The organism is Streptococcus sanguinis SK355 (assembly GCF_000212855.1).
In the GTDB taxonomy this organism is placed as follows: Bacteria; Bacillota; Bacilli; order Lactobacillales; family Streptococcaceae; genus Streptococcus; species Streptococcus sanguinis_A.
Map to the genome: position 1 here is coordinate 1763102 of NZ_GL890993.1, position 21257 is coordinate 1784358.

Consider the following 21257-nt stretch of genomic DNA (forward strand, 5'->3'; position numbering starts at 1 on the left):
TGTTTTTGGAAACATCAGATTCAGATACGGAGACTAGAATGAATCCTTTTTTGACTCAATTAATTCATCGACTTGCTAAAACCTTTCAAAAATTATTGAATAAGCTGCCTTCCCACCCTATTTCTCATCTACCTGCCAGCAAGGTCAAAATACATCCTATTATCATGATTCCAGGTAGTTCGGCGACTGAGAATCGTTTTAATCGAATGGTTAAAAAGCTTAATCGAAATCAGCATCCGCATCATAGTCTAATCCGTATTAAAGTCTGGGATGACGGTCGTATAACTTACCGAGGGCATTTGAAGCGAAAGGATAGAAATCCCATTTTTGTAGTTGGCTTTCAAAATAATCGCGATGGTTATGAAAACATCAAGCAGCAGGCAGCCATGTTTGACGCTGCCTTGACCGTTTTGCGAGAGAAGTACTCTTTTAACAACTTTAAGGCTTTAGGACATTCTAACGGTGGTCTAATTTATACAGTATTTCTTCAGCAATACCTAGCAAACCATTCTGGGTTAGAAATGGAAAAGCTCCTGACTATTGGCAGTCCTTATAATCTGAACAAGAAAAATCTTAATTATCGAGTCCCAATGCTAGATGACTTTGTAGCCAACCAAGGAAAACTGCCTAAGAAGCTGCAGCATTTATCAATTTTAGGAATCTTTTTCCGAGATGGTGACGGAATTGTCCATAAAAGCAGTGTAGAGGCTGGGAGTTTGATTTACAAAGGAAAGATTGCTTCACACAGAGAGGTCGTTATAGTAGGCAAGGATGCCCATCATTCTTCCTTGCCGCAAAATGAGCAAGTAGTTGATTTGATTAGGGAATTTTTATTCTAGCAATTATTTTACATAATTTTATTTTGGTGAAAAATTAGAAAGGCAATAAAACAATGAAAATGACAGACATTCTTTATAGGTATTATGGTGACTTTGATCTGGTAAATGAAAAATGGAACGAAGACTATGAAAGCATTTTAATTAAGCCAAAGGATAATCAAGAATATAAAAGATGCCGTTTGGCAAAGAAAACACCCAAAAAAGAAGGATACTTTACAGTCTTTTGGAAAAAAGACCAAGACAACAAGAATATTCCTTATACTGATAGAGACTTGGGTGATGAACTGGTTATTGTCGTTATCGACGACTGTCATTGCGGTTTATTTATAATTCCCAAAGAGGTGGCTATCAGCAAAAAAATTCTTTCTACAAAGGATTGTAAAGGAAAGATGGCTATGCGGTTTTATCCTTCCTGGTGCACAAATTTAAATAAAACAGCTCAGGCAACACAAAAATGGCAACTGGATTATTTTCAAAAAATCGAATTAGAAGAATAAGTTTTAGGTAAAACAAGCCAGAGTTTAGCTCATCAATTCTGTCTTGTTTTTATTATCTGTTTTGAAAACTAAAAGTTTATGTACAATTGACTTAAGATGGTCTAAACCCTTGATAATATTGAGATAGAAGCATAAAATACGTAAATTGAAAAAAGTACTTTATTTTGTGTTTGTACATTATTTTAAGAAAGAATAATGTACAACGTTTGTATCGATGGGGATGCTAAATATTAAATAGTAAATGAATATTTTGGAAAAGCCTCTTGATTTAAAAAGACACCTCTACTTTGCCCCAAAAAAGCAGTGCGTAATTTCTCCCTACTATTCTTAGTATGTTTCAGTATTGACATTTTTTTTAAAAAAGGTAAACTATTAACATGGCATGTATAAAGTTAATAGTTAGGAGAAAAGATGGGAATTTTAAGAACTCATTTAGAAGCAGAGTGTGACCCACGATTAGCTGGTGAATTAGCATACAGTATTAAAGAGGCCTATCGTTTTTTGTGGGAACTCATTGATACCACTCCTGTATTGCGGCACCCAGAAATGCGAAAGACTTATGGGCATATCCGACAAGCATTAGTTGATGTAGCGTTGCGCTTAGTTTTAGAAGATTCATCAATGAAAACAGATGTGCAAATGTTATCGGCAGTGAATAATAAAATGAACGGCTATACTTATACAATGATTGAAACAAAAGGAGCCATTATTTCTCCAGTAAAAACCAGAAGTATAAAAACAATGCCGAAAAAAGCTCTTCACAGAAGTGTGGCTAGTGTGAAAAATAAACAATTTGATCTCTTTACGACCCAAGAGGATATCAATAAGCATTATGATACTGATAACCCACCGTTTCTCCTCTTAACATACGGTGGAAAGAATCATCACCTGCAATTTGTTCAGTTGGGTTTGCCAAATGTTGATACAGAGCAATGGATTGAGAAAGTAGATATTATGAATACCCAGCGGATTGTTGCCTCGAAAGAACAAGAGCAGACCACTCAAAAGAAACTAGATTTGACTTTAACGGAGCTGTCAGAAAAGCTTCTTAGGAGAGAGAAGTAAATGGAACAAGGAATATTTAGTCCCTCTAAACTAACAAAGGCTAGAATAGCCAGAGGATTAACTAAAAAAGAATTGGCTGAACGCACAGGAATATCTAGACAAATGATTTCTAATTATGAATTAGGGAAAACACATCCAGGAGCAAGTAAGTTAATGACAATTGTTGCTGAGCTAGATTTTCCATACACCTATTTTACTTCTGAACCTAAAAGGTTTTATGAAGGGGCCACTTTTTTTCGTAGTCAATCTGCGGCTACTAAAAGAGCAAGGGATATGCAGGCTGTCAGGTTAGAATTTCAAAAGGAAATTTATGATTTGCTGTCTCAGTATGTTAATTTTCCTGAATTAACTCTACCTGATATTTTAACGAAAACTATTTACGATATTACGGATAACGATATTGAGGAAAAAGCTAAAGAATTAAGAGAACTATGGGGATTAGGTAAAGATATACCAATTTCTAATCTCACTGAGATTGCAGAAGTTAATGGTATTATTGTTGTTGAGTCCAATATGTCTGATGACAAATTGGATGCAGTGTCAGAATGGATTGAAGATAGACCGTATATCATGCTGACAGATAATGGAGAATCTGCTGTACGTCGTCGTTTTAATATTGCACACGAATTAGGTCATATTTTACTCCATGGAGATATTGAAAGTATTCACGACTATACCTCTCAGGAATTAAAGAATATTATTGAGAGGCAGGCGAACTATTTTGCTTCTTGTTTATTGTTACCTGAGAATGGTTTTTTAAAATCTTTGTTATCTACTAATTTAGACTTTTATATTGAGTTAAAGAAATATTGGAAAGTTTCTATTCAATCAATGATTATGAGAACTTATCAGTTAGAGTTAATCAATGATGATCAAAAATTATATTTGTTTAAGAAAATTGGCTTTAATAAGTGGAAGAAGCGTGAGCCTTTGGACGATGAATTGACTCCTGAAAAACCTAGTCTTTACCGTAAAGTATTTGACTTAATTATCAGTAATGATATTTTACAAAAAAATGAACTGATTTCTAACTTATCTCTACCCAAAGATGAGTTAGAAAAATCATTAGATATTTCAATTAATGATAATTATCAATTGGCACAAAAAGGTCCTGTATTAAGAATAGTTAAATGAGAAGTCTCAATATTGAGACTTTTTTGTAGTTATAGAGTATAGATGCAATATTTACATTTTCAGTGTTAGTGGAACGGATTTTCATTTTCACATATCGAATCAGTTCTATCAAAAAGTACAAATGAAAAAATTTCAGTTTTCACTTTAATACTTTAATAATGTACATTTTTAGTGTAAGTTTTGGTTTTTAAAAAATTCAGTTTTCCGCGAAATAAAATACATTTTTTAATTTTTTAGTTAATTTATATTTTATATAATCTGTTTGAATAGTAAAGTCAGATTATATAGGCCCCTCTATCATCTTTCCGAAAAACTATAATTTTCTTGAAAAATATATCTAGATATGCTATACTACTGTTATGGAAAAAACGGAGAAGTATGATGAGACGTGAACTGTTATTAGAAAGAATTGATAAACTCAAAGCCACTATGCCCTGGTACATTTTGGAATATTACCAGTCTAAGCTGGCGGTGCCTTATAGTTTTACAACCTTATACGAATACCTCAAAGAATATGATCGCTTTTTTAACTGGGTGCTTGAATCTGGTATAACGGATGCTTCGCATATTGCTGAGATCCCTCTATCGGTCTTGGAAAATATGACCAAGAAAGACATGGAAGCCTTCATTCTTTATCTGCGTGAACGTCCGCTTCTCAATGCTAATACAACTCAAAACGGTGTTTCCCAGACAACCATCAACCGGACTCTTTCAGCTTTGTCCAGTCTCTACAAATATTTGACGGAGGAAGTGGAAAACGAGCAGGGTGAGCCCTACTTCTATCGAAATGTGATGAAAAAGGTTGCTACTAAGAAGAAAAAGGAAACTCTGGCTGCTCGTGCAGAGAATATTAAGCAAAAGCTCTTTTTAGGGGATGAGACGGAAGAATTTCTCCAGTATATTGATACGGAGTACCCTAAGAAGCTCTCTAACCGCGCTCTGTCCTCCTTCAACAAAAACAAAGAACGAGATTTAGCTATCATTGCCTTGCTGCTAGCCTCTGGTGTTCGTCTGTCTGAAGCTGTCAATCTAGACCTAAAAGACATCAATCTCAAAATGATGGTCATTGAAGTGACAAGAAAAGGAGGAAAAAGGGATTCTGTCAATGTTGCTGCATTTGCTAAGCCCTATTTAGAAGACTATCTGAGTATTCGAAGCAAACGATACAAGGCCGAAAAGACGGATACAGCCTTCTTTTTGACTGAATACCGTGGCACTCCTAATCGAATCGATGCTTCTAGTGTCGAAAAAATGGTAGCCAAGTATTCTGAGGACTTCAAGGTGCGAGTGACGCCTCACAAACTCCGCCACACGCTTGCTACACGCTTATACGATGCAACCAAATCTCAAGTTCTCGTCAGTCATCAGCTAGGGCATGCTAGTACTCAGGTAACTGACCTCTACACTCATATTGTCAACGACGAGCAAAAAATGCTTTGGATAAATTATAATGTTACATAATTTAAAATATGTAATTAACAGAATGACAATAATAACAAAAGAGCGAAAATCTAGTTTAGATGCTTCGCTCTTTCCTTTATAAAAACTCAATCCAATAGTTCCGATGCGGCTCAATAATCAGCGGTTTGCCCCAGAAGTGCTTGAGATGTTCAAGGTTTGCTGCTGTGACAGGTCGATTTTTAGAGTTGTACTTTTCAGCGCTTTCTCTAGTTAGGAAGCATTTGACCGCTTCGTAGGAGCCGTCTGCTGTTTCTCTATTCAGCCCTTCAAAGCTAACTTCATCACCTGGCTGAGGGTTGTCTGTGAAGAGTCTTCCGATAAAGTAAACTGTCTTACTCTTCATCAGGTCGTAAGCCTTGATATTCTCTATTCGATTATTAGCTGCTGCAAACATGATGCAAAAGCTATCAACAAGATCCTTTAAGGGCATCAGGTCTTCCTTGGGAACGAAGATATCTACCATATAGAGTCCGCCAATGACAAGATTTTGGAAAGAAAGTTGCTGAATAACATTATCTAGCGCCATGCCAAGTGGCAATTTGACGGCTTGATAGCCTGATTTTTCAAATTCTTCTTTCTTTTTCTCATAATCTTCTGCAGATATGCTAACATAAAAATTGTCTGGATTAGGAGATGGTTTTTTCTTCAGAAAAGCTACAACTGTGCGGTCCAACTGCTCAAACAGACCAAGGCTTTCTACTGGGACTTTCTGCATCAAGACACCTCTTTCTCTGATTCCCTATCATTTTATCATATCTGGCAGATAAAGCCTAGAGAAAACTAGCTGGTCAAGGAAACGTAAGAATGTTGTTGATTTGAAATATACTGTTTACATGAAAAACCAAACTCTTCGAGAGCTTGGTTTTCTTTATGTCATATTTTAACCGACGATAGCTTCAGCAATCTCTTCTCTGCTGATTCCGGCAAAGTAGCGGCTGATATCAATCGTTTCAAGGGCTTTGAGCACATCTTCGCGTTCGTATTTAACGCCGCGCAGCACATCTTCTACTGCTGCTACGTCCTCAATACCAAAAAAGTCTCCATAGATTTTAATATCCTGAATCTTTGATTCAACAACATTGGCAAAGATTTCTACCTTACCACTGGTAAACTTGGTGCCACGGCGCACATTGTATTCAGGCGATTTACCGTAGTTCCAGTCCCAAGTTCCAAACTTGCTATCTCTGATTTGCTTGATTTCTTCCAGTTCTTTCTCGGAGAAGACATATTCTGTCATTTCTGGATATTCTTTCTTCATATAGTCCAGAAGCAGGTCGCGGAATTCTTCAACAGTAATCTTTTCTGGCAATTCATTGACAATATTTGTCACGCGTGCACGGACGGATTTAACCCCTTTTGATTCGAACTTGTCTTTAGAAACCTTAAGCGCATTAGCCAAGACAGACAAATCAACATCAAAGAGCAGGCAACCGTGGTGCATGATACGGCCATTAATATAAGCCTGCGCATTGCCACAGAACTTCTTGCCATCAATCTCTAGGTCATTGCGGCCAGTGAATTCAGCCTTTACCCCAAGTTCTGCCAAGGTGTTGATAACCGGCGTGGAAAAACTCTTGAAGTCAAAGGCTCTATCTTCACTTTCCTTAGAGATAATGGTGTAGTTGAGGTTATTTAGATCATGATAAACAGCTCCACCGCCGCTGATACGACGTACGACCTCAATGCCATGCTCACGAACATAATCACGGTTGATCTCTTCAATAGTGTTTTGGTGGCGCCCCACGATGATAGAAGGTTTGTTGATCCAGAGCAGGAAAATTTCATCCTCATCTAAAAGGCGTTTGAAAGCATACTCCTCCAGAGCGATATTAAAAGCTGTATCATTTGAATAGTTAACAATGTATTTCATAAGCTACCTCTTTATACGATAGAGACTGGAACAATGATTTATGCCCAGTCTAATCTATCTTTTAAATTATTTTTTCTTAGGTGAGTGAACTGCCAATCCCAGTACGTCCGCAAATGCTTCGTACATGACTTCTGAGAAGGTTGGGTGACCGTGAATGGTCTTAAGCATTTCTTCTACGGTGATTTCCATTTCGATGATGGTTGATGCTTCATTGATTAATTCTGCGGCTGCAGGACCAATGATATGAACACCAAGCACTTCACCATATTTCTTGTCAGCAATGACTTTAACGAATCCTTGAGCTGCATCTGAAGCGATAGCACGACCATTAGCAGCGAAGTTGAACTTACCAATCGCTACATCGTATTTCTCACGAGCTTGCTCTTCTGTCAAACCAACTGCTGCTACTTCTGGCAGGGTGTAGATAGCTGCAGGTGTCAGATTGAGTTTAGCAATATGGTGGTTACCTTTCAGAGCATTTTCAGCAGCGACTTCACCCATACGGAAAGCTGCATGAGCCAGCATCTTAGTACCATTGATGTCACCTGGCGCGTAAATACCTGGAACAGAAGTTTCCATATACTCATTGACCTTGATACGACCGCGATCCAGTTCGAATTCAACCTCACCGATGCCTTCTAGGTCTGGCACGCGTCCGATAGAAAGCAGAGCCTTATCTGCGAGGATATCTTCTTTTCCTTCAACCTTGATACGGAGTTTGCCATTTTCTTCGATGATTTCTTCCAACTTGGTTTCAGTTAGAATCGTCATGCCCTTGCGCTCCAAGATGAGGCGAAGGTTTTTAGAAACTTCCGCATCCATAGCTGGTACGATACGGTCCATCATTTCAATGACAGTGACTTTTGAGCCAAATGTCATGAAGGCTTGGCCAAGCTCAATACCGACAACACCACCGCCGATAATAACTAGATTTTCTGGCACTTCGTTCATTTCCAGAATATCATCACTGGTCATCACAAGAGACGATTCCATACCAGGAACATTGATTTTGCTGACTTTTGAACCACCCGCCAAGATAATCTTCTTCGTTTCTAGCAGCTCGCTGCCGTTTACAAGAACATTCTTGTCTTTAGTAATGGTACCAATTCCCTTATGGACATCTACGCCATAGCTGTGGAGAAGACCGGCAACACCTCCAACAAGCGTATTAACAACCTTGTTTTTAGTTTCAAGGACCTTGTCCATGTCTACTGTGAAGCTTGGATTTTCAATGATGATACCGCGATTAGCAGCGTGACCAAGGTTTTCAATGATTTCAGCATTGTGCAAGTAAGTCTTGGTAGGAATACAGCCACGGTTCAAGCAAGTTCCGCCGAGTTCAGACTTCTCAACTAAGGCAATCTTGCCACCCAGTTGCGCTGCTTTGATAGCCGCTACATAACCAGCAGGACCACCACCGATAACAACGATATCGTAAGCATCATCACTCTTATCATCATCTGTGCTTGCTGCAGCTGGTGCAGGAGCTGGTGCTTCCGCAGGAGCAGAATCGCCAGCGGTTGGTATGTTTTCTCCTTCTTCACCCAAGTAACCGATGACTTCCGTTACAGGAACAGTTTCTCCGTCACCTTTGAGAATGGCAATCAGATAGCCATCTTCTTCAGCTTCCAATTCCATGCTGACCTTGTCAGTCATGATTTCCAGAAGGATTTCCCCTTCTTTGACAAATTCGCCGACTTTCTTATTCCATTGGACAATTTGCCCTTCAGTCATATCTACGCCGGCTTTTGGCATAATTACTTCTAAAGCCATTTTTCTTTCCTTTTCTAATTTAGTGATTCATTGCTGCGTGCTTCTTTGCTTTTTAGATTAGCAAAGAAAATCTTATACCAACATTGAAATTGGATCTTCAATCAGAGCCTTCAAGTCCTTCATAAACTTAGCTCCAGCCATTCCATCAACTACACGGTGGTCAATGGTCAAGCCCAGACTCATAATTGGACGGATAACAATTTCGCCATTAACAACGACAGGTTTCTCTACTGTTGAGCTCACACCCAAGATAGCAGAGTTTGGCTGATTGATGATAGGACCGAAGGACTGAACACCAAACATACCTAAGTTACTGATTGTGAAGGTTGAATTTTGCAGCTCGCTTGGAGCTAACTTGCCTTCCAAAGTACGTCCGATTACATCTTTAAAGGCAACCACAAGTTCTGATAGGCTCATTTTTTCTGCATTGTAGACAACTGGTGTCATCAGGCCATTATCCATACCGACTGCCATTGAAAGGTTGACATAGTTGTGTGTGATAATGGTCTTGCCATCCTCTGTCAAGGTCGAATTGAGGTATGGATGCTTCATCAGTGTCTTCACAACAGCTAGCGAAAGCAAGTCTGTGACAGTTACTTTCTTGCCAGTTGCTTCCATGATTGGATCAAGAACCTTCTTACGAAGAGCCAGCATCTCAGACATATCGACATCGTAGTTGAGCGTGAAGGTTGGCGCAGTTAGGTAGGATTCAACCATACGTTGGGCGATAACCTTACGCATTGGTGTCATTGGAATACGCTCAATTTCCCCGTAAGGAGTGACATTATCAGGCACTTCTTCTACTTTTTCAATTTGAGCAGGAGATTTTATTGTATCGCTCTCAACATTCTCAGGCAAGAAGGCAAGAACATCTTTCTTCATAATCTTGCCACGATGGCCAGTTCCTTGAATCTCTTGCCAAGCAATATTGTGTTCTTGGGCAATTCGTTTTGCCAGTGGTGAAATGCGCACCACATTTGTATCTTTATAAGTTTCCACGTCTTCTTTGTGGACACGACCGTTTGCACCTGAACCAGAAACATCATAGAGGTTGATTCCCAAATCATCCGCTAACTTTCTAGCTGCAGGAGTCGCTCTTAGCTTATCATCAGCCATGACCTCTCCAATTCTAATTATGATACTAAGGGCGTTAAAAAGCGACTGAAAAATAGGAAATCTTCGCAGGCTTCGATGAAGTCAAGAAGATTTATCTTTTTTCCGAGCTTTTAGCCCGTGTTCAAATATAAGATATTAAGGACGCAGAGGGCAATGAAAAAATAGGAGATTGACGCTGTGTTCGATGAACACAAGGTAATCTATCTTTTTTTTCACAGACCTCCGTCCGAATTCAGTTCCAATCATACTAAGGGCGTAAAAAGAAATTGAAAAATAGGAAATCTACGCAGGCTTCGATGAAGGCGAGAAGATTTATCTTTTTTCCAAGCTTTTAGCCCGAGTTCAACTCTACAAGTAACTTGGATACGAAACGTATCTCAAGTTACTACGGTTGCCGCTATCTACGACCAACCTAGTAGACTTACTAAGTCGTTCGTCGAATATCATCGATTCGACTCTCTCCTGTTGCAACTTTACAAGTAACTTGAATACAAACATATCTCAAGTTGCTACGGTTGCCACTATCGGCGATCAACCTTGTAGATTTACTAATTTGCTCATCGGATATAATCAATCCGAATAACGATTTTCTGCAATTAGTAAAATTCTAAGTCTCTTTAACCCTCTACACAAGATTAGATCACATAAAATAATTTATGTAATCTAATTCGTGAGAAAGCCTTTTCTTTATTATACCTTATTCTTTATGATATGTCTTCCGAATAGCGTCTTTGATGCTTTCAACGGTCGGAATCATCGCGTTTTCCAAGTTTTGTGCATAAGGCATTGGCACATCTTCACCTGCACAACGGCGGATTGGAGCATCTAGATAGTCAAATGCTTCAGACTCAGAAATAATCGCTGAAATTTCACCAATGAAACCGCTAGTTTTGTGGGCATCATTAACCAGAACAACCTTTCCAGTCTTCTTAACAGAATTGATGATAATATCCTTATCAAGCGGCACCAATGTACGAGGGTCAACCACTTCTACAGAGATACCTTCTTCTGCTAATTCTTCAGCCGCCTGCATGACACGGCGAAGCATTTTTCCGTAGGTAACAACTGTTACATCGGTACCTTCTTTTTTGATTTCACCCACTCCAAGTGGGATTACATACTCAGGATCCAGTGGCACTTCGCCTTTTTGGTTAAATTCAGACTTGTATTCCAGAATAATGACTGGGTTGTTGTCTCGGATAGAAGCTTTGAGAAGGCCTTTCATATCAGCCGGAGTTCCTGGAGCGACTACCTTAAGACCTGGTATGTGGGTAAACCAAGATTCCAAAGACTGCGAGTGCTGAGCGGCAGAACCAACTCCATTACCTGCTGCACAGCGGACAGTCATTGGCACCTGACCTTTTCCACCAAACATATAGCGCGTTTTAGCGGCTTGGTTAACAATAGCATCCATGGCGATTACAGAGAAGTCCATAAAGGTCATGTCTACGATTGGACGCAGCCCTGTCATAGCTGCTCCAGCTGCTGCTCCAGAAATAGCTGCTTCCGAAATCGGACAGTCGCGTACACGCTCTGGTCCAAACTCTTCCAGCATACCAACAGATGTTCCGAAATCTCCACCAAAGACTCCGACATCCTCTCCCATCAAGAGTACATTTTCATCGCGACGCATTTCCTCAGACATAGCGAGGATAATGGTGTCACGAAAAGACATAGTTTTAGTTTCCATTTTCTTTTTCTCCTCTATTTAGTCCGCGTAAATATCTTCAAAGGCAGATTCAAGCGGCGGGAACGGGCTTTCTTCTGCAAACTTCACAGACGCTTCTACTGCTTCTTTTACTCCAGCTTGGATAGCTTCTAGCTCTTCCTCGCTTGCAATCTTGTTTTCCAGCAGGTATTTACGAAGATTTTCGATTGGATCCTTCTTCTTCCATTCTTCTACTTCTTCACGAGTACGGTATTTACCTGGATCAGAGGAAGAGTGTCCCAACCAACGATAGGTTACACTCTCAATCAAGACAGGTCCTTTACCACTGCGAACATGCTCCACAGCCTTTTGGAAGCCTTCATAGACATCCAGAACATTATTGCCATCTTCAATGAACATACCCGGAATACCATAAGCTGCACTGCGCTCGTGAATGTGCTCTACATTGGTCATTTTCTTGATGTCAGCAGAAATGCCATAGCCGTTATTGATACAATAGAAAATTACTGGTAGATTCCAGATAGAAGCCATGTTGACTGCTTCGTGGAAGACACCTTCGTTGGTAGCACCGTCACCAAAGAAGCAGACAACAATCTTGCCTGTCTTCTGCATTTGCTGGGTCAGAGCTGCTCCGACAGCGATTCCCATGCCACCACCTACGATACCATTAGCACCAAGATTTCCAGCATCTAGATCAGCAATGTGCATAGAGCCGCCTTTTCCTTTACAGGTTCCGGTGTATTTCCCTAGGATTTCCGCCATCATTTCGTTGAGGTTGATTCCTTTGGCGATAGCTTGACCGTGCCCCCGGTGGTTAGAAGTCAACAAATCATCCTCATTTAAGGCCAGCATAGCACCGACATTGGCTGCTTCCTCACCCACTGAGAAGTGAGTCATTCCAGGAACCTTTCCTTTTTTTACAAGTTGAGCAATTTTCAAGTCCATACGACGGATTTCTTCCATCTTACGGAACATCTCTAACAAAAGATCTTTATCTAAAGTTGCCATTTTTTTGCCTTTCTAAGCATAATTCTTCTATTTAATTCTATCTAAAGCTGTAAGCACTGTCAAAACTTTTGCTCACTTATATTTCACAAAGAAAAACCAGTCAATCCATTGGATAAACTGGTTTCCGACACCAAAATAGAAATTTCACAAACTTTTTGTGCTAGAGTAGTTTTTACTATTTTGAAACTGTTATAGGAAAATAATAGCAGAGCATGCCTCTGATTAGTCAGCCTGTTTAGCAAAGTCTGCAATCATCTGCTCCATCTGCTCGCGGCTTGGTGTTGTCAGCATATAGAGGTAGTCACCTTGCAGCTCCGCAAATGCGGCTGGCATGTCTTTCTTAACCTTGAAATTATCTCTGTATTTCTCCAGCAAGTCAGCCTCAGGGTAAGCATAGTTCGTTGATGCACGGCGCGAGGTTGCCAAACAATACAGTGGCTCCATGTGGGCAGCCGGGAAAGGCTCTCCTGCTACAATCGCTGCATAGCCTCTGTAAAGATCGATTGAGTGAGCGAAATTATAGACATCAATGGTAAAGCCACCGGCTGGACGGTTATTGTACTCAATAGCTACATAATCATCGCCTTCGCGGAAGAACTCAATATGGAAAAACCGCTCTTTCATGCCAAAGATTTTGACAATCGCTTCTCCATAAGTACGGAGTTTTGGATCCATATCCTTGAGAACGTAGTAGGAATTATCCATCTTATACATCATCAAATCCAGCGGTGTATGCGCATAGTCAAAGGTTGTTGCAAAGACAATCTGACCGTCCTTATCTACCAAACCATCAAAAGTACAGATTTCGCCAGACTGGACAAACTTTTCAAAGAAATAAGCGGTCTGATGATCCCATTCTTGCTTGAATCGTTCGACATCATCTGCTGTTTCCAATTTAAAGGTCGCAGCTGCTCCCACTCCATTATCAGGCTTGGCAATCAAAGGCAGGCCAAGTTTCTTGACAGCCAAATCAGCTCCAGCTTCTGTATTGACAATCTGACCGGGTACGACTGGAACACCTGCTTTTTTAAAGAGTTTCTTCATCTCAGATTTGAACTTGGTTTTTTTCAAGTCTTTTGGTTTTGCTCCAAAGACATTGAATTGCTCACGCAACTCAGCGTCCAGTTCCAGCCAGTATTCATTATGAGACTCAATCCGATCGATAGGCCCATGCTTGTAGAAAAGAAAGGCCACAGCTCTTTTTACTTCGTCAAGATTTTCAAGATTTTCTACTCTGAAATATTCAGTCAATGAATCCTTCAAAGGTTGGTCTAGCTGGTCATAAGGCTCCTGACCAATTCCCAGAACAGTGATTCCTTTGTTAGCCAGCTCCACTGTAAACTGCTGAAAATTTTGCGGATAATAGGGAGAAATAACGATATAATTCATAGGAAACCTCCTTTAAAGATTGAGTTCATTAAGGAAATACGGCATTTGCTTACGCCACCAAATCCAGTCGTGGGAAACATCATGGCCCCATTCAGCAAACCAAGCTGGAATATTCTTATGCTCAAAAGCCTCTTTCAGCGTGTAGAAGGAAGGCAGGCCATCCTGCTCCCAGTCGCCCAAGCCAGTACAAACGATAATATCCGCCTGTCGATAGCGGTCAATAAACCAGCCATCATTTTGGTTCCAGATATAGTCAGCTGGCGAGTTTTGATAAATGACTTCGTCGCTCAAATTATCACCGACAAAGAAACGTGCATCATAGACACCACTGAGGGCAATCACTTTATTGAAAACATCTGGATGCTGCAGGAAGAAATTAACAGCATGATAAGCTCCCATGGAGCAGCCTGTCGTCATCATAGGGTCAAACCAGCCTGTCTTATGCTTAACGAAAGGAATAGCTTCCTCGATGACATAACGCTCATATGCACGATGCATTTCTGCTCGATCGTGAGGATGCTTCCAGTCCGCCAACCAGCTCTCACTATCAACACTGCTAAGAGTGAAAAACTGGACCTTACCGGCCTCAATAAAACCTGCGCAGGCTTCAATCATGCCAAAGTCAGCATACTCGTTATGGCTGCCGCCTGATGATGCAAAGACTATAATCGGGAGCCCAGAGTGGCCATAGCGATTGACATACATTTCACGACCTAGATTGCCACTCCAATGACTTAAAAATTCTACATGCATAGTTTCTACCTCTTTCTTAGTGTTTGACTAGATTACCATTTTTCGCCGATAAAACGGAAACAGTCCGGCAAGTGCTCCGCCCAAGCGACCTCGTTGTGAATAGCTCCAGACTGGATCTTAATCTGAATATTGGACAAATCTACCCCAGATACAAGTAACTGCCGGAAATAGCTGAGCGATGAATCAATATAGGCCTGCTTGATATTGCCCGCCATCAATGTCTTATCTGTATCATCAGCCTCTTCCGTCCCAACATAAATGAAAACTCGCTGGTCTACCTGAAGTTTTTTTCTCTCAATATAACGGTCAAAAGCTTCCTGATGCAGCCAATTAGCTGATGAAAAGATGCCCAGACAGCCAATCTGATCTTGGTATTCAACACCGATAAACTGGCTGATATTGCCTCCAAGAGAAGAGCCAATCATAGCCGTATGCAACCGATCAGACTTGGTCCGATAATGCTGGTCAATAAAAGGCTTGACAACTTCCATGACAAACTCCGCATACTCCGTTCCCTTGCCGCCAAACTGAATGCCGGGAATATTGGACTCTTGGAACTTCCAAGCTGCGTATTCATTCATGCGCCGTTGGCCATCGTTGTCAATAGCCACGACAATCATTTTTTCAATATCTGGATTACGCTTAATTGTCGGAATCACCTTCCAAGAATGGCCGCTGAAAGACTCTTTGCTATAGAGAACATTTTGTCCGTCATGAAAATAAACAACGGGATACGTCTTATTTGTATCCTGGCTATAGTTCTTTGGAAGCAATACGCGGACACGGCGTTTTTGCTTAGTATAAGGAACGACTAATTCATGTGTTTTCATTTCAAGATAAAAATAGGATTTATTCATTTTCAGAAAACTTTCTATTTTCAAAATTTTTATTTATTATATCACAAATTAAGCAAAAAAGTTAGGAATTTCCTAACTTTTTAATGATTTTTATTAGATAATGATAGAAAATAGATTATTTATCCAAATAAGGGTGTAAATCCTGCAAGGCTCGCTCAGCAATTTTCTCATAGCGCTCTTTCTTGTCACGAATTCGAGGGCCGTCCAGCTCTTTGATAATGCCAAAATTGACATTCATAGGTTGGAAATGCTTGCTGTCAGCATGAGTAACATAATGAGGCAGACTTCCAATAGCTGTTGTTTCTGGAAAAACAAGTGCTTCTTCTCCTTTGAAGAGTCGAGCAGCATTGATACTAGCAACTAGACCTGAAGCTGCTGACTCTACGTACCCTTCAACTCCAGTCATTTGACCTGCAAAGAAAAGATTTGGCTGTTTCTTAGAGCGGAAAGTCTGTTCAAGCAGATTTGGAGAGTCCATATAGGAGTTTCGATGCATAACACCATAGCGGACAAATTCTGCATTCTCAAGGCCAGGAATCATTTGAAAGACCCGCTTTTGTTCGCCCCATTTGAGATGGGTCTGGAAGCCAACGATATTGTAGAGACTGCCCGCTGCATTGTCCTGACGAAGCTGCACCACAGCGTATGGCGTCTTAAATTCACCGTCACGAGGTCCTTGGTAGTCATCTGGATATTCCAAACCAACCGGCTTCATGGGTCCATAAAGCATGGTTTTAATCCCTCGCTTAGCCATGACTTCAATAGGCATGCAGCCTTCAAAGTATTTTTCCTTCTCAAAAGAATTGAGCGGTGCTTCCTCAGCATTGACCAAAGCATCATGGAAATCCATAAATTCTTGCTTGGTCATTGGCGCATTGAGATAGGCTGCTTCGCCCTTATCATAGCGGGATTTGAGATAGACTTTGGTCATATCAATGGTATTGACATCGATGATTGGCGCTGCTGCGTCGTAGAAATAAAAACCGTTGCCTCCATTGAGCGCGTGGATTTTTTCGGCCAAAGCATCACTGGTTAACGGCCCTGTCGCAATGACTGTGATGGCATCCTCCGGAATTTCGGTGATTTCTTCACGAATGACCTCAATCAATGGATGATTGGTCACTAGTTCCGTCACCATCTGCGAAAAGCCTTCTCTATCAACCGCTAGAGCACCTCCTGCTGGCACCCGAGTCGCTTCTGCAGCTTTTAAAATGACCGAGTCCAACCGCCGCATTTCTTCCTTGAGCAGACCGACTGCATTGGTCAGCGCATCTCCTCGCAGAGAGTTAGAGCAGACCAGTTCTGCAAAGTCTGCAGTTTTGTGTTGAGGAGTTGACTTAACACCCCGCATTTCATAGAGTTTGACGGGGATTCCACGCTTGGCAATCTGGTAAGCTGCTTCACTGCCAGCCAGACCAGCACCGATAACATTGATATAGGATGATGACATGATACTCTCCCTTGGATATTTCTAGATTTTCACTCAGACCATTATAACAAAAAGATAGTAAAAAAGACAGACAGGAGAATTCCTGAATGTCCATCATTTTGTCATTTTTTCCAAGTAAGCAATCTTAGCAAAATCTTTATGATTGTTATTTTCATTTCGGTAAGAATCTTGGGAAGAAGCACGGTAGATAGCTAAGAATTGCTCTGCATTCGGCAGTAGAAACTCAACATCTTCAACTTCTTTTCGAGTTAACTCCTCTAGCGGCACACCAGCGAATGCCTCCAAGGTTTCCATGGCTCCAAATTCAATAGATAAGCCTTCTTTTTGAAATTCATGCTCGTGCAGATCGACTAAGCGATAGCCCAAGCGCTCCATCATAGGCTCAATCTTGTCCATATCGTAAATACGTTCTTCATCTGGTGCTTCCCAGCCACGCTCATCACCATGAACATGAATATCAATATCACGCGCCTGCCAGTCTTGTCCAGTAACTTGCTCCAGACCTAGAGACCCCATCAGAAGTGGAACAATTCCCATCTTATTCAGTTGGGACGCGATTTTTAGAAATTCTCCAAATTTATCTGTCATAAAACTGCACCTCTTCTTCAGAAAATATTTTTCGTAATATAAATTATGTAAAATTGCTATTTCACTTTTTCTTCTTCGTAATCGCCATTGCTGCAGACCACTTGCTTGCCGCCACCACGAACTTTCTTTTCGATCAGATAATGGTCACATTTTGGACAGTTCCGACCGACTGGCTTGTCCCAAGATGTGAAATCACAGTCTGGATAACGATCACATCCATAAAAAATGCGATTTCGCTTAGTCTTACGCTCGATAACTTGACCTTTTTGGCACTGTGGGCAGGTCACGCCGATTTCCTTGACGATAGCCTGAGTGTGGCGACAGTCTGGGAAATTGCTGCAGGCGTAGAACTTGCCAAATCGACCTAACTTAATGACCATTGGACTGCCGCAGACCTCACAGTCAAAACCAGCTGGCTCATCCTTGATTTGGATTTTCTCCATTTCAGTCTCGGCTTTAGCAACTTCCTTTTCAAAAGGCTGGTAAAACTCGTCAATAACTTTCTGCCACTGCTCTTTTCCAACTTCTACATCATCCAGTTTTGCTTCCATTTCGGCTGTAAATTTCACATTTACGATGCCTGGGAAGAATTCGACAATCAGAGAATTGACAATCTCCCCTAGTTCCGTCGGCTCAAAGCGCTTGGAAACCAACTTAACGTAATAGCGTTTCTGAATAGTTTCAATGGTCGGTGCATAGGTAGACGGACGACCAACACCATTTTCTTCCAAAGTTTTGATGAGAGTCGCTTCAGAATAACGAGCAGGTGGCTGCGTAAAGTGCTGTTCTGGATTGGTATTGACACGTTTGACTGTATCACCCTTTTCCATGTCCGGCAGCATTTTATTTTTGTCAGAGTCGTTATAAATAGCCAGATAGCCATCAAACTTGACCTGACTGCCGTTGGCAGCAAATTGGACACCATTTTGCCCCAGCTTGACATTCATAGTATCAAAGACTGCTGCAGTCATTTGGCTGGCAACAAAGCGATTCCAAATTAGCGTATAGAGTTTAAGTTGATCCTTATCCAGATACTTTGCGATACTTTCCGGTGTATTGAAAACGCTGGAAGGACGAATGGCTTCGTGGGCATCTTGAGCGCCAGAAGCGTTCTTGGCCTTGCTGCCATGTTTGGAATATTTGGCGCCAAATTTATCCGTGATAAAGCTTGCTGCTTCATTTTGCGCTACTGGACTGATACGAGTCGAGTCGGTACGCATATACGTAATAAGACCTTGTACGCCAGAACCGATATTAATCCCCTCATAGAGCTGCTGAGCCACCATCATGGTCTTACGAGTCCGGAAATTAATCTTATTAGCGGCATCCTGCTGCATAGAGGAAGTCGTGTAGGGCAGCGGAGCATTGCGTCGACGCTCTTTCTTTTCGACACTGTCGACTGTAAAGTCATCACCTTTGAGGTGAGACAGAACTTCTTTGACCTCATCGTTGTTGGTCAGCTTCATCTTTTTACCATTCATACCATAGAAGCTGGCCTGAAATTGACGAGTTCCCTTCTTGAAGGTTCCGTCAATTGTCCAGTATTCTTCTGGTTTGAAGGCATTGATTTCATTTTCCCGGTCAATAATCAGCTTGAGCGCGACAGACTGCACCCGGCCAGCTGATAAGCCTTTTTTGACTTTCTTCCAGAGAATAGGAGAAATGGAATAACCCACCAAGCGGTCCAAAACTCGACGAGCCTGCTGGGCATCGACCAAATCCATATCAATCTGGCGAGGCTCTTTAAAAGCATTCTTGACCGCATCTTTGGTGATTTCATTGAAGACGACACGGTTTTTCTCTTTCTCATCCAGATTCAGAATGTGAGCCAGATGCCAAGAAATAGCTTCTCCTTCGCGGTCCGGGTCACTTGCCAGAAAGACTTGTTTAGCTTTCTTCGCTTCTTTTTTCAAGTCATTAATCAAGGGACCTTTACCACGAATATTGATGTACTGCGGCTCATAGTTGTTCTCAAAATCAATGGACATAGTAGACTTTTTCAGGTCACGAATATGCCCGACACTGGCCAGAACCTTGTAGTTTCGTCCCAGATATTTTTCTATTGTTTTTGCCTTAGCAGGCGACTCTACGATGACAAGATTTTTCTTGGTCGTAGACTTTTTCTTTGTTTTTGTTACCAATTTAGACACCTTCTATAAGAAATAAATCTCATAGAGTTTAAACTATTTTTTGATAGATGTCAACTGCTAACTTTTCTTATAGGAAAACTTGTTTTAAAAATCAAACTCAGAAAGGACGTCAGAGCCTGATGTGATGCACTTTGCGCCCTCTTGGATCAAATGATGGCAACCGTCAGATTTTCCATCTAAAATAGACCCCGGAATAGCAAAGACATCCCGCCCTTCTTCCATGGCTCGCTCACAGGTAATCAGACTGCCTGAGCGCATCTTAGCTTCTGCCACGATGACGCCTCGACAGAGACCAGCTATGATCCGATTTCGCTCTGGAAAATGAAATTTCAAAGGCTGTTCACCTGGACCATACTCTGTCAGCAATAAATGATTTTTTCCAATGTAAGCTTGTAATTTTTTGTTGGCCTTGGGATAAAAGACGTCTAATCCAGTACCAATGACAGCAATCGTCTGACCTCCGTTTTGCAGGGCAGCCATATGAGCCGCTGTATCAATCCCTCGAGCTAGGCCACTAACGATAACCAATTCATTATTTAGCTCCTTGACAATCTTTTGTACGGAGGCATTTCCTTGCTTGCTGCTGTCTCGACTGCCAACGACTGCAGCCTTGGGCAATTCTAGTAGATTTAGATTTCCCTGATAAAATAACAAAGTCGGGGCATCATAAATCTCGCATAAATCCCAAGGGTAAATATCATCCAAGATAGAAAAGGACGGGAAAAGTTCAAATTCTTCCTTCAAAGCTGGTAGATCAAGACGTTTATACTTCTCTATAAAGAGAGCGGGATTACGGCACTCAGATACGACAGCCTTATCTCGGAGAGAAAGCTTGCTATCTCTACTCTCGGCGTATCTCAAAACATTTAAAACCTGATGATTAGTCAAACCAGCTTTTTTCATTTTATAAATCTCAAAATTATTCATTTTTTCACCTCACTTTCTTATTCGTAAAAAATTCAAAAAAGAACTGCAATACAGTTCCTTCTTTACGATTTTATTGAATTTGATATTGTCAATAGCTGGTTTTCTTGGCTATTGCCTTTAGCCCATCTTTTATTCTTTATGAACAGGGATTTTCTTAATAATTCGTGCTGGATTACCAGCCAAGACTACATTGTCACCAAAAGACTTGGTCACAATCGCTCCGGCACCAACCACGACATTATCCCCTAGTGTCACGCCTGGCAGAATCGTCACACCTCCGCCAGCCCAGAAATTATCGCCAATAGTGATTGGTGCTCCGTACTCAATACCGGAATTTCTTTCCACTGGATCAAGCGGATGAAGAGGTGTCAGAAACTGGCAATTTGGACCAAGCAAAGCATTATCTCCGATGTGAATGGGGCAAACGTCCAACATAGTCAGATTCCAGTTAGAATAAAAATTCTCCCCTAGATGAATATTGATTCCATAATCACAGACCAAATCAGGCTTCATAGCAAGATTCTCCCCTGTGCTGCCAAACCATTCTTTGATAATAGCACTGCGCCGGTCGCTGTCTCGCTCTTGGTTAAAACGATATTGAAATTCTTTGGAGCAGGCTCTAATTTTTCTTAAATCTTCATCTTGTGGTCGGTAAATCTCCCCAGCAATCATCTTTTCGTATTCGCTTCGCATAGCATCCTCCTTTTTATG

General features: G+C 41.1%; 18 protein-coding genes and 1 pseudogene. 5 read left to right on the forward strand and 14 right to left on the reverse strand.

Translation table 11 applies throughout. From position 1 onward, the window contains the following. Positions 1–38 precede the first annotated feature (38 nt). From HMPREF9389_RS02960 to xerS, 5 genes and pseudogenes are all read left to right on the forward strand, one after another. Positions 39–839, forward strand: coding sequence for an alpha/beta hydrolase (locus HMPREF9389_RS02960; protein WP_002930443.1), 801 nt, complete (start codon positions 39–41; stop codon positions 837–839). 53 nt (positions 840–892) lie between these two features. Continuing rightward, on the forward strand, positions 893–1336 hold the full coding sequence (locus HMPREF9389_RS02955; RefSeq protein WP_002930444.1) for a MepB family protein: 444 nt from the start codon (positions 893–895) through the stop codon (positions 1334–1336). 411 nt (positions 1337–1747) lie between these two features. Continuing rightward, the gene (locus tag HMPREF9389_RS02950) at positions 1748–2401 is read left to right on the forward strand and encodes a hypothetical protein (protein WP_002930449.1); all 654 of its coding nucleotides are present in this window, start codon (positions 1748–1750) and stop codon (positions 2399–2401) included. Beyond that, on the forward strand, positions 2402–3535 hold the full coding sequence (locus HMPREF9389_RS02945) for a helix-turn-helix domain-containing protein (protein ID WP_002930452.1): 1134 nt from the start codon (positions 2402–2404) through the stop codon (positions 3533–3535). 381 nt (positions 3536–3916) lie between these two features. Continuing rightward, positions 3917–4986, forward strand: a pseudogene (xerS, locus tag HMPREF9389_RS02940) (tyrosine recombinase XerS). Between the two features lie 86 nt (positions 4987–5072). On the opposite strand, the gene HMPREF9389_RS02935 reads toward xerS, so the two are convergent. From HMPREF9389_RS02935 to HMPREF9389_RS02870, 14 genes are all read right to left on the reverse strand, one after another. After that, complete coding sequence (locus HMPREF9389_RS02935; protein WP_002930456.1) at positions 5073–5711, reverse strand: hypothetical protein; 639 nt, start codon at positions 5709–5711, stop codon at positions 5073–5075. A gap of 165 nt (positions 5712–5876) precedes the next feature. Beyond that, positions 5877–6866 carry a lipoate--protein ligase gene (locus HMPREF9389_RS02930; RefSeq protein ID WP_002930458.1) on the reverse strand — a complete coding sequence of 330 codons (990 nt, stop codon included), beginning with the start codon at positions 6864–6866 and terminating at the stop codon, positions 5877–5879. A 66-nt stretch (positions 6867–6932) separates the two neighbouring features. Further along, positions 6933–8639: a dihydrolipoyl dehydrogenase gene (lpdA, locus tag HMPREF9389_RS02925; protein WP_002930460.1), complete on the reverse strand. Its 1707-nt coding sequence runs from the start codon at positions 8637–8639 to the stop codon at positions 6933–6935. Positions 8640–8711: 72 nt separating this feature from the next. Beyond that, complete coding sequence (locus HMPREF9389_RS02920; protein ID WP_002930462.1) at positions 8712–9755, reverse strand: dihydrolipoamide acetyltransferase; 1044 nt, start codon at positions 9753–9755, stop codon at positions 8712–8714. Positions 9756–10452: 697 nt separating this feature from the next. After that, a complete protein-coding gene (locus HMPREF9389_RS02915) occupies positions 10453–11445 on the reverse strand; it encodes an alpha-ketoacid dehydrogenase subunit beta (RefSeq protein WP_002900354.1) in 993 nt (330 codons plus the stop codon). Between the two features lie 18 nt (positions 11446–11463). Continuing rightward, positions 11464–12432 (reverse strand): thiamine pyrophosphate-dependent dehydrogenase E1 component subunit alpha, encoded by a 969-nt coding sequence (locus tag HMPREF9389_RS02910; protein WP_002906568.1) that lies wholly within the window; start codon positions 12430–12432, stop codon positions 11464–11466. Between the two features lie 222 nt (positions 12433–12654). Next, on the reverse strand, positions 12655–13821 hold the full coding sequence (locus HMPREF9389_RS02905; protein ID WP_002930463.1) for an ATP-grasp domain-containing protein: 1167 nt from the start codon (positions 13819–13821) through the stop codon (positions 12655–12657). A gap of 12 nt (positions 13822–13833) precedes the next feature. Further along, positions 13834–14574 (reverse strand): esterase family protein, encoded by a 741-nt coding sequence (locus HMPREF9389_RS02900; RefSeq protein WP_002930469.1) that lies wholly within the window; start codon positions 14572–14574, stop codon positions 13834–13836. Positions 14575–14606: 32 nt separating this feature from the next. Continuing rightward, positions 14607–15431 carry an alpha/beta hydrolase gene (locus HMPREF9389_RS02895; protein WP_002930471.1) on the reverse strand — a complete coding sequence of 275 codons (825 nt, stop codon included), beginning with the start codon at positions 15429–15431 and terminating at the stop codon, positions 14607–14609. A 115-nt stretch (positions 15432–15546) separates the two neighbouring features. Beyond that, a complete protein-coding gene (trmFO, locus tag HMPREF9389_RS02890) occupies positions 15547–16881 on the reverse strand; it encodes a methylenetetrahydrofolate--tRNA-(uracil(54)-C(5))-methyltransferase (FADH(2)-oxidizing) TrmFO (RefSeq protein WP_002930472.1) in 1335 nt (444 codons plus the stop codon). A 93-nt stretch (positions 16882–16974) separates the two neighbouring features. Next, positions 16975–17469, reverse strand: a complete 495-nt coding sequence (locus HMPREF9389_RS02885; RefSeq protein WP_002930473.1) for a hypothetical protein — start codon at positions 17467–17469, stop codon at positions 16975–16977. Between the two features lie 56 nt (positions 17470–17525). Continuing rightward, positions 17526–19619: a type I DNA topoisomerase gene (topA, locus tag HMPREF9389_RS02880; protein ID WP_002930474.1), complete on the reverse strand. Its 2094-nt coding sequence runs from the start codon at positions 19617–19619 to the stop codon at positions 17526–17528. Between the two features lie 84 nt (positions 19620–19703). Further along, positions 19704–20546 carry a DNA-processing protein DprA gene (dprA, locus tag HMPREF9389_RS02875; RefSeq protein WP_002930475.1) on the reverse strand — a complete coding sequence of 281 codons (843 nt, stop codon included), beginning with the start codon at positions 20544–20546 and terminating at the stop codon, positions 19704–19706. 129 nt (positions 20547–20675) lie between these two features. Further along, positions 20676–21239 carry a sugar O-acetyltransferase gene (locus HMPREF9389_RS02870; RefSeq protein WP_032906561.1) on the reverse strand — a complete coding sequence of 188 codons (564 nt, stop codon included), beginning with the start codon at positions 21237–21239 and terminating at the stop codon, positions 20676–20678. Between the last annotated feature and the right edge of the window lie 18 nt (positions 21240–21257).

Excerpts from the sequence above, each read along its gene's own strand:
- HMPREF9389_RS02960 (WP_002930443.1), top strand. The coding sequence starts at position 39 with ATGAATCCTTTTTTGACTCAATTAATTCATCGACTTGCTAAAACCTTT.
- HMPREF9389_RS02955 (WP_002930444.1), top strand. The coding sequence starts at position 893 with ATGAAAATGACAGACATTCTTTATAGGTATTATGGTGACTTTGATCTG.
- HMPREF9389_RS02950 (WP_002930449.1), top strand. The coding sequence starts at position 1,748 with ATGGGAATTTTAAGAACTCATTTAGAAGCAGAGTGTGACCCACGATTA.
- HMPREF9389_RS02945 (WP_002930452.1), top strand. The coding sequence starts at position 2,402 with ATGGAACAAGGAATATTTAGTCCCTCTAAACTAACAAAGGCTAGAATA.
- HMPREF9389_RS02935 (WP_002930456.1), bottom strand. The coding sequence starts at position 5,711 with ATGCAGAAAGTCCCAGTAGAAAGCCTTGGTCTGTTTGAGCAGTTGGAC.
- HMPREF9389_RS02930 (WP_002930458.1), bottom strand. The coding sequence starts at position 6,866 with ATGAAATACATTGTTAACTATTCAAATGATACAGCTTTTAATATCGCT.
- lpdA (WP_002930460.1), bottom strand. The coding sequence starts at position 8,639 with ATGGCTTTAGAAGTAATTATGCCAAAAGCCGGCGTAGATATGACTGAA.
- HMPREF9389_RS02920 (WP_002930462.1), bottom strand. The coding sequence starts at position 9,755 with ATGGCTGATGATAAGCTAAGAGCGACTCCTGCAGCTAGAAAGTTAGCG.
- HMPREF9389_RS02915 (WP_002900354.1), bottom strand. The coding sequence starts at position 11,445 with ATGGAAACTAAAACTATGTCTTTTCGTGACACCATTATCCTCGCTATG.
- HMPREF9389_RS02910 (WP_002906568.1), bottom strand. The coding sequence starts at position 12,432 with ATGGCAACTTTAGATAAAGATCTTTTGTTAGAGATGTTCCGTAAGATG.
- HMPREF9389_RS02905 (WP_002930463.1), bottom strand. The coding sequence starts at position 13,821 with ATGAATTATATCGTTATTTCTCCCTATTATCCGCAAAATTTTCAGCAG.
- HMPREF9389_RS02900 (WP_002930469.1), bottom strand. The coding sequence starts at position 14,574 with ATGCATGTAGAATTTTTAAGTCATTGGAGTGGCAATCTAGGTCGTGAA.
- HMPREF9389_RS02895 (WP_002930471.1), bottom strand. The coding sequence starts at position 15,431 with ATGAATAAATCCTATTTTTATCTTGAAATGAAAACACATGAATTAGTC.
- trmFO (WP_002930472.1), bottom strand. The coding sequence starts at position 16,881 with ATGTCATCATCCTATATCAATGTTATCGGTGCTGGTCTGGCTGGCAGT.
- HMPREF9389_RS02885 (WP_002930473.1), bottom strand. The coding sequence starts at position 17,469 with ATGACAGATAAATTTGGAGAATTTCTAAAAATCGCGTCCCAACTGAAT.
- dprA (WP_002930475.1), bottom strand. The coding sequence starts at position 20,546 with ATGAATAATTTTGAGATTTATAAAATGAAAAAAGCTGGTTTGACTAAT.
- HMPREF9389_RS02870 (WP_032906561.1), bottom strand. The coding sequence starts at position 21,239 with ATGCGAAGCGAATACGAAAAGATGATTGCTGGGGAGATTTACCGACCA.